Annotated in this window: 12 protein-coding genes and 1 pseudogene; 4 read left to right on the plus strand and 9 right to left on the minus strand. The window is 70.4% G+C overall.

Going from position 1 to position 12,815, the window contains the following annotated elements; translation table 11 throughout:
* Positions 1–383 precede the first annotated feature (383 nt).
* Genes ACH45E_RS07320 through ACH45E_RS07330 form a run of 3 tightly spaced genes read right to left on the minus strand, consistent with a single transcriptional unit; the run spans position 384 to position 3,609 of the window.
* Positions 384–1,658, minus strand: coding sequence for a hypothetical protein (locus ACH45E_RS07320; RefSeq protein ID WP_361454857.1), 1,275 nt, complete (start codon positions 1,656–1,658; stop codon positions 384–386).
* A 38-nt stretch (positions 1,659–1,696) separates the two neighbouring features.
* Entirely contained in the window at positions 1,697–2,965 is a 1,269-nt protein-coding gene (locus tag ACH45E_RS07325; RefSeq protein ID WP_361454860.1) for a HAMP domain-containing sensor histidine kinase, read from the minus strand.
* The gene (locus tag ACH45E_RS07330; RefSeq protein ID WP_361454863.1) at positions 2,956–3,609 is read right to left on the minus strand and encodes a response regulator transcription factor; all 654 of its coding nucleotides are present in this window, start codon (positions 3,607–3,609) and stop codon (positions 2,956–2,958) included. The genes ACH45E_RS07325 and ACH45E_RS07330 overlap by 10 nt, the downstream gene beginning before the upstream one ends.
* A gap of 175 nt (positions 3,610–3,784) precedes the next feature.
* Here ACH45E_RS07330 and ACH45E_RS07335 point away from each other — a divergent pair, with 175 nt between their 5' ends.
* Positions 3,785–4,123, plus strand: a complete 339-nt coding sequence (locus ACH45E_RS07335) for a DUF1801 domain-containing protein (RefSeq protein WP_361454866.1) — start codon at positions 3,785–3,787, stop codon at positions 4,121–4,123.
* Between the two features lie 804 nt (positions 4,124–4,927).
* Here the strand turns inward: ACH45E_RS07335 and ACH45E_RS07340 are convergent.
* Entirely contained in the window at positions 4,928–6,004 is a 1,077-nt protein-coding gene (locus ACH45E_RS07340) for a sodium-dependent transporter (RefSeq protein ID WP_361454869.1), read from the minus strand.
* A gap of 907 nt (positions 6,005–6,911) precedes the next feature.
* On the opposite strand from ACH45E_RS07340, the gene ACH45E_RS07345 reads away from it, so the two are divergent.
* Positions 6,912–7,070, plus strand: coding sequence for a hypothetical protein (locus tag ACH45E_RS07345; protein WP_361454872.1), 159 nt, complete (start codon positions 6,912–6,914; stop codon positions 7,068–7,070).
* Positions 7,071–7,156: 86 nt separating this feature from the next.
* A complete protein-coding gene (locus ACH45E_RS07350; protein ID WP_361454875.1) occupies positions 7,157–8,182 on the plus strand; it encodes a hypothetical protein in 1,026 nt (341 codons plus the stop codon).
* Positions 8,183–8,533: 351 nt separating this feature from the next.
* Here ACH45E_RS07350 and ACH45E_RS07355 read toward each other — a convergent pair whose 3' ends face one another.
* The gene (locus ACH45E_RS07355; RefSeq protein WP_361454878.1) at positions 8,534–8,794 is read right to left on the minus strand and encodes a hypothetical protein; all 261 of its coding nucleotides are present in this window, start codon (positions 8,792–8,794) and stop codon (positions 8,534–8,536) included.
* A gap of 685 nt (positions 8,795–9,479) precedes the next feature.
* On the opposite strand from ACH45E_RS07355, the gene ACH45E_RS07360 reads away from it, so the two are divergent.
* Positions 9,480–9,941, plus strand: coding sequence for a DUF6207 family protein (locus ACH45E_RS07360; protein WP_361454881.1), 462 nt, complete (start codon positions 9,480–9,482; stop codon positions 9,939–9,941).
* Here ACH45E_RS07360 and ACH45E_RS07365 read toward each other — a convergent pair.
* From ACH45E_RS07365 to ACH45E_RS07380, 4 genes and pseudogenes are all read right to left on the minus strand, one after another.
* A pseudogene (locus ACH45E_RS07365) lies at positions 9,839–10,438 on the minus strand (DUF4158 domain-containing protein); the annotation flags it as partial. The gene ACH45E_RS07360 and the pseudogene ACH45E_RS07365 sit on opposite strands and share 103 nt — an antisense overlap.
* Before the next feature lie 52 nt (positions 10,439–10,490).
* The gene (locus ACH45E_RS07370) at positions 10,491–10,634 is read right to left on the minus strand and encodes a hypothetical protein (protein WP_361454884.1); all 144 of its coding nucleotides are present in this window, start codon (positions 10,632–10,634) and stop codon (positions 10,491–10,493) included.
* 85 nt (positions 10,635–10,719) lie between these two features.
* A complete protein-coding gene (locus ACH45E_RS07375; protein ID WP_361454887.1) occupies positions 10,720–11,682 on the minus strand; it encodes a hypothetical protein in 963 nt (320 codons plus the stop codon).
* Between the two features lie 122 nt (positions 11,683–11,804).
* Positions 11,805–12,689 carry a helix-turn-helix transcriptional regulator gene (locus ACH45E_RS07380; protein WP_361455020.1) on the minus strand — a complete coding sequence of 295 codons (885 nt, stop codon included), beginning with the start codon at positions 12,687–12,689 and terminating at the stop codon, positions 11,805–11,807.
* Positions 12,690–12,815 lie beyond the last annotated feature (126 nt).

The raw sequence follows: 12,815 nt of genomic DNA on the forward strand, positions 1-12,815 counted from the left end.
GACCGCCGCTTCGTAGGAGGTGGCGGTCTCTCGTATCTGGTGGCGATGCCGCGGAAGCCTTTGAGCCAGGCCGCCGAGGAGTCCGGCCGCCCTTGCCGGTTGCCTCACATCAGCACGCTCCGAGGGCATGGCTACCGGCTCGAGCGCTGCGGCTGGAGCGATGGGGCGGGGGCGAAGAGCTGAGCGGCCCTCGTCTGCTCGCGCGGTAGGGCCTGCACTCGTTCGATCCACGCCATCCGGTCAGCGACCGCCCCACGCGAGGCTGCGGCCGCATTGCGGTGTCCGAGGCTCCCCGGCGTGTGCCGAGGAAGCGCGGTTCTCTGCACTGCCTCGGCACACTGAGCCCGACGGCCAGGTGGGCCGGCCGGGCGCTGTGCAGTCTGTCAGCCCATGTCCGTCAGGAGGGCGTTCAGTTCCTTCTCCTGCTGCGCAGGCGACATCGGCGGGTTCGAGTGATCGATGCCGAAGGTCTTGAGTACCTTGTCCATCTGGGCGTCGATAGAGGTCCAGCCGGTCTGGTCCAGCGGCTGCAGCGATGCCTGGTCGGCGTCCCACAGGTCACGCAGCGACTGGGCTGCCGCGTGCGCCCCGGCTGCGTTCCCCGAGCGTGCGTCCTTGAGCGAGGTGGACGCGAGCTTCTTCAGCGCGGCGACCTTGGCGGGCGGGAACTTCTTCACCGCCTGGCCGGGAGCCATCTGGACGGCGGAGGTGTTGTCCTCCTCCGGCGCCGGACCGACGTGCGGCTGGCCGTGGGCCCAGACCAGCAGGCCCGCGGTGGCGACGGCGAGCAGTCCGAAGCCGGCCAGCGCGGTGCGCTCCTTGCGCGGGTTGTTGGTGGCCGGTGCGGCGTGGGTCGCCTCGTGGGTCTCGGTCACGTCCGAGCGCGTCACCGTCAGGTAGACCACCGTCGCCAGGATCAGGCCCAGGAAGATCAGGCTGGTGGTGAACGTGCCCAGGTCGAGACCGGTGGGGTCTCCCGGGTTCTGGGCGACCTTGGGGGAGGCGAGCCAGTCGCCGATGTTCGCGCCCAGCGGGCGGGTCAGGATGTAGGCGAGCCAGAAGGACAGCACCGGGTTGGCGCCGAACTTCCACAGCAGCGTGATCGCCGCGATGAGGCCGAGCGGCAGCAGGACCGAGGCTCCCGGGCTCCAGCCGGTGAGCTCGAGGGTCCAGTCGCCGGTCGCGGTGCCGAGCGCGAAGGTGACGAGAACGGCGAGCCAGTAGAACGACTCTCGTGGGAGCGTCGTGACCGAGTGGATCGACAGCGTGCGCTCCCGCAGCCACCACACGCCGAAGACCACCGCGAGCAGCACCGAGAAGACCGCGGAACTGATCCATAGTGGCACGTTCAGCTGGTCGGTCAGGATGTCGGTGTACAGGGTGCCCGTGACGCTGACAACGACCACGGTCATCCAGTAGGGGAACGGGACGTACCGCTTCAGCCGCAGCTGGACGGCCAGGACCACCACGAACACCGCGGTGAAGATCCAGGCCGTGTTCACCAGGCCGACGCCCAGCTTCATGTTGATCCAGTCGGCGAAGCTCTCACCGACGGTCGTGCACAGGACCTTGATCACCCAGAACCACAGGGTGACCTCGGGAACCTTGTTGAGCATGAGACGCCCGCTGCGCGTGCGTGCTTCCGTTGTCGTTGTCATGCGGGGAGGTTTACGCGGGGAATCTGCACATAACCTGACTACGCGGTTGCACGGGCGGCCGGGAGTGTCATCTCGACGTGACCGCGGCCGTCCGCGATCGCGTGGACCTCCACACCGGCCGAGGCGGCGATGCGCCGGACCACCGGCAGCCCCAGCCCGTACCCGCCGCCGCCGGTCACCCCCGCTTCGAAGACCCGGTCGACGTCCGCGGGATCGATTCCGGGGCCGTCGTCCAGGACATCGACCACGATGGTCTCGCCCTGGTCGCGGGCGGTGATCCACACCCGGGACTTCGCATGCCGCAGGCCGTTGTCCAGCAGGGGTGACAGCAGCGACACGGCGACGTCGGCCGCCACGGCGACCTCGACCTTCGCGGGGAAGGCGACCTCGATCGCGCGGCCGGCGATCGCCTGCCGTGCGGCGGAGCGCAGGTCGCACCGGGTCCCCTTGTCCGTCCGTGCGCGCGCGGCGCGCAGAAGCGTCGTGATCGCCGTATCGAGGCGGTCGACCTCGCTCAGCACTGCCTCCGTCGGCACTGGCTCGCCGGACAGCTGCGCCAGCTGCGCCTCGGCCCGCAGGACCGTGAGCGGTGTCCGCAGCTCGTGGGCGATCTCGTCGGTGAGCCGGCGCTCATCCGCCAGCGCGTTGTCGACGCGCTCCAGGAGGTGGTCCAGGGTCCGCCCCAGTTCCCCGAACTCGTCGCGGGGGACGCCGAGGTTGAAGCGGCGCCCGGGTTCGTGCTGGCCCCAGTCGTCGGCGAGGGCGGCCATGTCGTGCACGACCCGCAGTGCGCGGCGCACCACGAGGTGTGCGACCCCGCCGGCGAGGAGGATCGTGAGGCCGCCCAGTATCAGGGACAAGGTCAGGCTGCGCTGCTCGGACGTCTCGTAGGGAGTGAGGTCCACCCGGACGATCACCATGACGTGGTGGCCGTGGATCGGGACCTTCCGCGCGTACAGGAGGTAATCGCCGACCGACGCGGTCTGCGATCGCCCCGAGTCCGCCAGCTCCTTGACGCGATCGACCAGGCTCGGCGGGACGTTGCCGTCGATCAGGCGGCCGTCGGCATAAACCCAGGCGACCTCGTCCAGCGCCTCGCTGCTGTTCTCCGTGAGTACGACACGGCCGCCTTTGGAGGTGACGTTCGCTGCGACCGCCTCGGCGCGAGTACGTGCCAGATCGTGCGCGTCGGCGTCGGTTACCCGGCTCAGCAGCACGTGCGAGACGACGACCAGGATCGCGACCACGGCGGTGGCGATCAGCACAGTGAGTGCGACGACCCGCTTACGGAATCCCGTCACTGCCATCGGTAGCCCACGCCGCGGACGGTCGCCAGCCGCTCGGCCACACCCAGCGGACCGAGCTTGGCCCGCAGCCGGCGCACATAGGAGTCGAGGGTGTTGTCGCTGACCTGCGCCCCGTGCGGCCAGCCGGCAGCGATGAGGGCGTGGCGGCGTACCGCGTCGCCCTGCGAGGCGATCAGGCGGCCCAGCAGCCGGAACTCGGTCGGGGTCAGGCTCATGCTCACCGAATCGTAGGTCACCACGTGCTTCGCCGGATCGAGGATGACCTCGCGCGGTGCGGGCGCCACGGTGGCCCGGCGCAGCAGCGCCCGGACGCGGACCAGCAGTTCCGGGATGTCGAACGGTTTGGTCATGTAGTCGTCGGCGCCGGCCTCGAAGCCGCCCACCTTGTGATGCAGGCCGTCCAGGGCGGTGAGCATCAACACCGGCGCGTCGACGCCGCGAGCCCGCAGGGCCAGGCAGACGTCGCGGCCGTCGGCGTCCGGGAGCCCGAGATCCAGGACGACCAGATGAGGCGCCGGTGCGAGCTGCCGCAGCAGGCTGTCGGCCGTGGCGGCGACGGAGACGGTGTGGCCGTCGTGCTCCAGGGCACGCTTGAGGACGCCGCGGACCGCCGCGTCGTCTTCGCACACCATGATGAAAGCCACGGGCTGACCCTAGATACTCCCGGCCCAGTTCTCCATCTTCCCAGGTCAACCGCCTGACGGTCGGGAACAGTCCACTGGTGCCGCACGGCCCGGCCTGGCCATGAAGCCGCGACGGTCGTGCGCGAGGGGCCGAGCCTGCAGCAGCGGTGTTCGCGGGAGGACCACAATGGGTCGCATGGGCTCTGTGCAGGAGTACGTCGACTCCATTGCGCCAGGTCACCGTTCGCTCTTCGACCGGGTGAGCGGGCTGATCCTTGAGGAATTCCCGCAGGCGAGCGTGGCGCTGTCCTACGGAATGCCCACCTACCGGGTCGAAAAGCGCAGGCTGCACATCGGTGTCTGGCAGCACGGCGTCTCGATCTACGGGTGGGGAACGGACCGCGATGGTGGCTTCAGCTCCCGCCATCCCGGGCTCATCAGTGGAAAAGCCACCATTCGGTTGCGGTCCACGGAGATGACGGCCGTCACCGACGATGAACTGCGCGCTCTCATCCGTGCCGCGCTGAAGCCCTGACCGGGGACCCGACCCTGCACGCAGGCACAGCCAGGCGGCCCCTGGATGGCCCGACCGCCTTCCGCCCTCGCGGTTGAATGTGCGGTGACGTTCGTTGGTCTGACCGTTGCGGGTGTGGTGGCACAGCCTGTCCGCGTCCGCAGGTTGACCGACCAGGAGGGGCAGAAGCTGCAGCGAATCGATGTTCCCTGCCCGCCGGCAGGGAACCGGGTCCCGGTGGTCGCGAAGCTGGTGCAGGTGGACGAGGGAACCGTCCGGGCCGCGCATGAACAGCTGCGGTGATGCTCGTGCCGGTTTTGTTGATTGATCACTCATCGGTCTCGGCACGGGCTGTTCGCAGTACGTTGTTCCTAGCGCGCATGATGGCGGTCCCAGATCCGTGGTGGCGAGGATCTGGGACCGTGTTGATCGTCTTCGGACCGCGACCAGCGTGTCCCATCCGACCTGGACATTTACGGCTGAGCGTTTCAGTGCTGGTTGGGCACCTTGTGTCTCATCGCCTCGGCCATCTGCTGACGGGCGACGTACAGCGTGGGTCGCGTCTTCGAGCCGACGGGCGGTCTCGGCGCTGTGGTCTACGGCCAGCCAGCGCTTCAGCATCTCGCATCGCTCGACCAGCTCGCGCAAGTGCGGGGGGTACGCGATGACCAAGTCTGCCTCCCGTGCGGGCGGCCCGCACCGATCCCTCTTCACCCATACGGTCGCAGCCATCGACGCCTGTCGCAATCCTGGGAACAGGCTGCGACAGCTTGCGCGCATCGGTGCCCTGCGGTTTCCCGGCGTCAGGCCGGGGACCGCGATGTTCTAGGCGATAGGACGCAAGACCGTGGGAGGCCGGGCCCGAACGACTCGGTTGGCGGCTGTCTTCTGGAGCAGGCCGTAGGCGAGGACCGGGAGCAGTAGGTGTGGCTTGTCCGGGAGCACGGCGGTGATCAGTACGGCGCTGGCGCTGCTGTTGTTCATGCCGCAGGCGAGGGTGAGCGAGGAGGTGGCGGGCGGGTCCAGCCGCAGCAGCCGCGCGGCGCAGCGGCCGAGCAGGAACGACAGATGGCAGACCAGTGCAGCCACGACCAGCGCGGCGCCCAGCAGCAGCGGGCGTGGCCGAGCGACGAAGGAGCCGAGGGCGCCGCTGGCGTTGACGTACGTCAGGACCAGTGAGCCGGCCAGGGCCACGGGCACGACTGCGCCCAGCGCCCGGCCGAGCAACGACGCGGGCAGGGCGAGCCGGATCAGGATGCCCGCCGCGCAGGGCAGCAACACGCCGACGAAGGTAAAGCCACCGCCCGCAGTGTGGACACTCGCGGCGAGCGAGCCGGCGTAGCCGCCACTGAGCAGCGGAGACAGCAGCTCGATCACCAGCGGTGTGGTGAGTGGGCTGATGAGGGTGGAGGCGAGGACCAGGCCGATCATGGTCGGCTGGTCGCCGTCGCCCTTGCCGGTCCACACCGTGGCGCCGGCCGCGACGGGCATCGCCGTGATCAGGATCATCGCGGTGACCAGGCCGCTGCCGCCGTCGGAGTCGGGCGAGGCGTGCAGCAGGACCGCGATGAGCGGGATGACCAGCAACGGGATCGCCAGGTGCAGCGCGAGCCCGGCGAGCAGTGCACTCGGGCGCCGCAGGAGTCGGACCAGCTCACGGACGGGGACCTGGAGTCCGGATGAGAACAACACCAGCCACAGCAGGCATGGTGCGGTGGACACCGGCAGTCGGATCAGTGGTCCCAGCGGCAGTGCGTGGGAGTGGCGCAGCCACAGGCCGGGGCCCGGCACGAGCAGGGCTGCGGCGTAGGACAGGACGACGGCCCGGCCCAGACGGCGCCGCAGCCAGGCGGTCGCACGGTCAGTGGGCGCCGGTGTGGCGGTGGGAGCTGGTGCGTGCATGGCGGTCTTCTTCCGTCGCGGGGGCAGGGGCGGGACGGAAGACCGTTATGCGGAGAGCATGTGCGTGCGTGTGCATGGAGTCATGGTGCGCGCACGGAACCGGCGGGGCGGGTGATCCACCGCGGCAGTCAGGATGTGTTCAGGCACCCGATGCCACGGTCGGGCAACAGGGCATACGAGACATCTGAGGATCCGGCGCTTGAGGAGGTCGGCCAGGCAGCCCCTTCCCTCAACGGCTGCGCTGGAACAAGGTGCCCGGGGGCAGCGTCTGCTTCTGGGTGATCAAGCGCGCCCGTTGTGCAGGCCGTACCGGCCGGCCGGAAGGGCCGCGGGTCCTCGGTATTGCCCGCGGGTGGCTGCAGCTCGCCTTTGACCGTGGTCAGCGGGCCCGTGCGGCCGGAGCGGGCCGTGGCGGCGGGGGGACCCGGGCGCTCGGGAGCGTCGGGTGCGGCGCGGGCTGGCTCCTGTGGCTGTTGATCGGGGGGACCGCTGTGCCGCCGTCGCCGGTGCGCGTGGAGAGGTCGATGCTCGTCTCATCGGTGCCTGCGGTGAAGGCGCTGTCGGCAAGGGCGCGGTTGAGTGCGGTGCCTATGTGGGACAGGGCCGTGGTCCAGGCAGGTGCGGCGGTCCCGTTGCGGTGTGCGTCCCGGTTGACCAGCCGGGAAGCGGCAGGCCCGTGCCCGACCTCGTGTCGTACGCCCCCGAAGTCCCCGCCTCACGCGAACAGCCCGGCTTGCCGCTTCGCCGCCCCTGACCAGCACTTCAGCGCTACGGTTATCCGTAGATCGGCCCTGGTGCCGCCCTCCCCTCGGTGGGGCGGCATCAGGGCCGTCTGCGTACCTCACCATCGGCGAGATGCTCAACTTCAAGGGGTTCGGCCACGGCCTGCCGGCCGATGGAGATCGTGATGGACCATCTCCTGACCGGCGGCGGTGCGGACGGAATGGACGCCAAGGTCGTCCCTGTCCAGGTGGTACGTGGCGACGAACCGCGCGCGTGGACGGACATCCACGCGGCGATCGTGGACCTGCTCGCGGGCCATCTGCCGGCAACGGACCGGCGGTAGCGCTCTCCCGGGTGACGCCCGTGCCGAAACTCTTCGTGGGGCGGCCACGAGGGCCGTTGTCAGAGGCGATTGGCAAGATTGCGGCCATGAATGTCACTCCTGTCACTCCGCCACGGCCGATCGACGTTGCCGCGGTCTTTCCCCAACTGGCTCCGCTGGCCCGCACGGCGACCCGCCTGCACCCCCGCCCTGGGGCGCCGACGTGGCACGACAGCTCGATCGGCGGGCCGCTGCTGTGGCCCGCTGAGGAGCCGTGGCCGCACTGCGAGGAACCGCATGTGGTGGATGGCATCAACCCAGCCCGGTCCCCGGCGGATCTGCGGCTGGAACGACGGATCTTCGCCGCCTCGCACGGCCGGGACCTGACTCCGGAGGAACGGGAGACTCTCGAGCGGATCCGGCCCCCTCGGACGTATCCGGTGAGGCTGGCGGTCCAGGCGTACGACGGCCCCATAGCGATGCTGCCCGTCGCGCAGTTGTACGCAAGGGATGTGCCCGATCTGAGCCCGCCGGAGGGCAAGGACCTGCTGCAGGTTCTGTGGTGCCCCTTCGATCATCCGATCATGCCCAGGACCCTGCTCTTCTGGCGTTCGGCAGCCGCCGTCACCGACATTCTCGACACGCCCCCCGAGCCGCCCGCAGTGCAGTTCGACGGCTATCTACCGGAACCGTGCGTGCTCGAACCGGAGCAGATCACCGAGTACCCCGACCATCTGGAGCTGAGCGAAGAACTGCGGGAGCAGCTCAAGCAGTGGAGTGTGCCGCAGGCAGCAGCGGAAGACATGGACCCGGACACGTACTACGACTGTGTGCTGTCCAACGCACCCGGTTGGAAGGTCGGCGGCTGGCCCGCTTGGAACTCCACCGACCCCAGCCCGCAGCCCTGCTCCGAGTGCGGCACCGGCATGGAGGTCCTGATGACCGTCGCCACGTTCGAGGAAGGGGACGACGCCGGGAACAGCTGGTCTCCGCACCCCCACCCAGGTGCTGGACCGTACCCCGGCCACCGCGGCTACAACGCGACCGGTGTCCAGATAGGCAGCGGCTACCGGCAGCACCTGTTCGTCTGCCCGGCGGAGCCCGAGCATCCGCACATCGAGTTGATGACGTAGCCCGTCCGCAGTGTGCAGCCGGGGCGTCACGGTGCGGGCATGCCGTGACACCGGGTGGCCGCGAGGCTCAGGGTGCCTACCTGCGGCCCGACATCCGAGAAGGAAGCAGGCCATCCCTGACACGACCGCGACGCATCGCCCCAGGTTGAGCGCGTCCCGGTGAGCTCGCCGGTCGGTAAGGACCACGACCCGGTTGTGTTCCTCGAGGGCGCAGGCGTCGCCGAACCCGGGGCCATCCTGGACGACCCGGAGTGGTGGAGTGGCGCGGTGGCCCCGCCCACGAGTTCAGCGCCGCCTGACGTCCGGGCGGCGGCAACGGCGGGGCAGGCTGGTCCTGCCCCGCCGCTGTGGCTACTCCCAGGGCTGTGGTAGCGCGTTCCACAGGGCTCTGAGCCAGTTTTGCGGGTTGGTGAGGAACTTGTCCACCAGCCGGGCCGTGATGGACCGGGCGGCCCCTTGGGCGGTGCCCTGGGCTATCGCGGCGGTCAGGCCAGCACCGACAGCGGGCTGCTGCGGGACGGGCGCGGGGGCGGCCGGCTGGACGGGCGCGGGAACGTGGTCCCGGGTCTTGATGCTGCTCCCTTGAGCAGAGGGATCGAGGACAGCGGACACCTGTGGTGGTGTCGTCCGCGTGGCGGTGGTGAGCGCCTCGCGGTCGGCGGTTCTGCGGCTCTCTGCTTGAGAGCGTCCCTGTGGGGCTTCGGCCCTGGCCCAGGATGGCGTGTTCAGCGTAGCGGCGATCGGCGCGAGTGTTGCCCCCGGTGTCTGGCGGGTGGTCATCGGTACTGCCTCCGGCGTGAATTCGACATGGCGGGCGGGACAGTGACAGGACTCGGGTGCTTGCGTCTCGTCCTGCCGGGCACGGCTCCTTCACCCCGTAGGGCCGGAAGCCGGGACCCGGACAGCAGCGACCGGGAGGAAAGATTCCGGGGCACGACGGAAGGCCCAGAACACCTGGTCCGGGCCTTGCTCTGTCGAGCTTCCTCCAGCGGGTCGAATGCCAGTGAGGGAGTCGGCGACCTTCCGTCTACTCGTGCTCTTCCCGGGAGCGGTTGGCGATCCAGTCCGGATCCTGTAGCGGCACCGGCACCGGCACCTGGGCGTCGGAGGCCGGGGTGCGCACGACGCGCCAGCTGGTGCGCGGCATGACGCGGACGTGGACTAGGACGACGCGCGCCCGGCCATCCGGCCGGCTGGGGACTGAGGGCGGCGACAGCCCCTGACGGGCTGCCACTCGGTGGGGTGAAGACACGGCAGCGGCGGAGCTCTCCCGGGGTGACCGGGCGTAGTGCCGTACATGGACCCGATCCACGAGGCGCACGTGAGCGAGCCGGGCCTGCTCGTCATCGACGTCGCGGCCGCCGACGACGCCACCGCCCTGTCCTTCCAGCAGCTGCTCGCCGACCGGTGGGCGACGGCGACAGCGGAGCACACTACCCGCGACGCGGGCGAGCCCGGTGTACGGCTGCGCTGCTATCTGGACTTGAGGCAGCCGGTCGGCTCGGATGCTTCGGCCCACGTGCCGGGTCGTGCCCGCCACGGCCTCCACCACCACGTCGCCGCCGGCGGGCGGCGATCGTCATCGCTGTACCTCTGTGAAGACCTTCGGCGGCCGGAGCAGCTGCGCCTCGGGGCACTGCGCGAGACGGGCCTATATCTGTCCGGCCCGGCTGCCCTGGGCGCCTTCACCCAACGCCTCATCGCCATCAGCACCGCGAACAGGTCCAGCGCGTCGTCGACCGCCTGCGCCTCCAACTGACGCACCACCGCCGTCAACAGCGCGGTCCGCCGCGGCTTCGGCGCCCGCTCGATCGTCTGCGCCTTGCTCAACTGCCCGTACTGGGCCAGCGTGGACAGCCGGTTCACCGGCACTCTGGACAGGTTCACCCGCCCCAGCGCGAAGGCCGAGATCTCCTCCACCCGCTCCATGGCCCGCACCATCGCCGTACCCGTCGACTTCGTCGGCGGAGTACGCAGCCGCTCCAGCTCCGAGACCCGCTTGCCCTCCGGCACCACCAGCAGCTCAGCCAGCGCCGGCGCGAGCGACGTATCGGCCCGGGACGCGGCGCGGGCCACCGCCTCGTACAAGCGCCGCTCGGCAACCGTCCGGGCCTCCGACACCTGCCGGGCCAACACCGAAACACCGGGCAGCAGCACCCGGTTCTTCCGCAGCCACGTCACCGAGTGGTTGAACAGCGCCACCGGCCCCTCGGCATGCGTCCACGCCCGCCCGTGCAGGAAGCCGCGGAACTCCCGCCCTCGAGAGCCATTCGGCGACGCCCCTGACGTCTGCGCGGCGGCCACATGTTCAACCAGGTCCCGGTCTTCCAGACGCCGAAGGCACCGGTTGGCAATCGGGGAAGAACTGGCCGGCAGGCATGATCGGCCCGTGCATTTCCTCGATGTGGGTGACGGTGACGTCGCCCAGGGTGATTTCGTGCATGTCGGGCATGGGGTTCTCCGTAGGGTGCGGACTGATCGGTGCCGGCCGGGGGGCTCGGCCGCGGTGCGTTGACGGTAGTTGTGCTGAGCGGGGCTCAACCGCCCAGGTGGGCGAGGATGAGGTTGGGGTCCTTCGCGGTGAGGTAGGCGGCGCTCATGACGTAGACGGTGTTGCCGCGCAGGGCGATGGAAGTCGGGCCCTGGAGGCCGTCGGCGGCGGTCAGGACGGTGGTACGGGTGCTGTCGGGCCGGATCAGGGCGACCTGGTTGACGGTGTTGAGGGCGGCGATGATCTGGTCGCCGTGGCCGGTGAAGGCGAAGTCGTCGATCCCGGTCAGGCCGGTGGCGGTGACCTGGGCGGTGCCGGCGCGCCCGTCGGCCAGGATCGGGATACGGACGATGGTGCCCTTGTCGAGGTTGGTGGCCCAGACCGCCCCGTTGTGGATCTTCAAGCCGTTGGCGCCGAGGAACCCGGCGGAGGCCAGCGCCGGGTCGGTGGACCAGGCGGTAGCGGTGCCGCCGGAGGCCGGCACACGCCAGACCATGCCCAGGGTGGAGTCGGTGACGTACAGGGTGCGGGTATGGGGGTCCAGGGCCAGGCCGTTGGGCAGGCCGGCGGCGGGCAGTGCGGCGATGCGCTGCGGTCGGCCGCCCGGGCGCAGGCGCCATACGCCGGTCAGGTCCGCGGTGCCGGTGGCGTACAGGAAATACAAGGTGCCGTCGTGGGCGCGGACGACGCCGGTGGTCAGTGGGAAGCCCAGCGCCGGGGTGTGGATGCCGCCGTCGGCGGGCGCGGGCAGGGTGGCCAGGATCCGGACGCTGCCGCCGCGGGAGATCGCGGCGACCTGACGGGCCTTGGCGAGGCTGACGTACGCGGTGCCGTCTGGGCTCAGGGCGATGTTTTCCGGCGTCTGGCCCTTGGAAAGGTCGAAGTGCACGGCGGTACGCGCGCACCCGAGCGGGTCAGAGGCAGCCGACGCGGGGGCCGGAGCGGCCATCGCGACCGCGGCGGCCAGGACTGCGGCCGACACGGCGACCTTGGAGAGCTTGGTGAACACGGTGTTCCTTCACTGCTTTCGGGCATGCGGCAGCGGCACGCCGACGCATGACGGTGGAGGGTGGGAAGATGCCCGGCCGGGACCAGCATCCGCGGGTGCCGACCGGAAGGAGGGGTACGGGGTCAGCCGGTGCTGAGCCGGCTGTCCGAACGGACAGGGGCGGCCCGGGTGGTGGCCTGGGCGAGGAGTTCCAGGGCGGCTCGCGAGGGTGAGCCCGCCGCGGTGGTCGCGACGACGAGGCTGGGGCCCGGCCCCTGGCTCAGGGTCTGCTGCATCACGGTCAGTGAGCCGACCAGCGGGTGACGCATCTCGTACTCGGCGACCGTGCAGGGTTTGACCCGGTGGTCGGCCCACATCGAGGCGAAGTCCTCACTCTTCGCGCTCAGCTCACCCAGCAACGCGTGCAGTGCGGCGTCCTGCGGGTACTGCCCCGCCACCAGGCGCAGATTCCCCACCACCGCCCTGGCCTTGCCCGGCCAGTCCGCGTACAGGTCGCGGGTATGGGCATCGAGGAAGACCAGCCTGGCCATGTTGGGGCGCTCCGCCGGTACGTCCGGGGCACCGGGGTCGAGGTGCCCGGCGAACAGCGCGTGCCCCAGCCGGTTCCACGCCAGGACGTCACTGCGCCGGCCGATCACGATCGCGGGGACGTGCCCGAGCGTGTCCAGCAGCTGGGCGGTGGGCTCGGTCACGTGCTCCGGCGCGGGGCGCCGTCGGCTGCGGGGCTTGGCCGTTCGGGCCAGGTCGTGCAGGTGCCGGCACTCGGACTCGTCCAGCCGCAGGGCCCGGGCGATCGCGTCCAGCACCTCCGGCGAGGCGCCCACCGAGTGCCCCTGCTCCAGGCGGGCGTAGTAGGAGGCACTCACCCCCGCCAGCAGCGCCAGCTCCTCGCGGCGAAGACCCGGCACCCGACGGCGCTCCCCGTAGGTGGGCACGCCGGCCTCGTCAGGTCGCAGCTGGGAGCGCCGCGTCCGCAAGAAGTCCCCGAGCTGTGATGTCCCGTTCATGGCACCGAGTATGTGCCGACCCCGTGACGCACAGCCTCTCCCCGCCGGGGATAGGCACCAGCGGGACTGGCTCCCCGGCCCGAGCGGCGATGAGCTGAGTCCCTCCGCATCCCGCACTCGTACAGG

Origin of the sequence: Streptomyces sp. NPDC020299, from assembly GCF_044387825.1 — a bacterium.
In the GTDB taxonomy this organism is placed as follows: Bacteria; Actinomycetota; Actinomycetes; order Streptomycetales; family Streptomycetaceae; genus Streptomyces.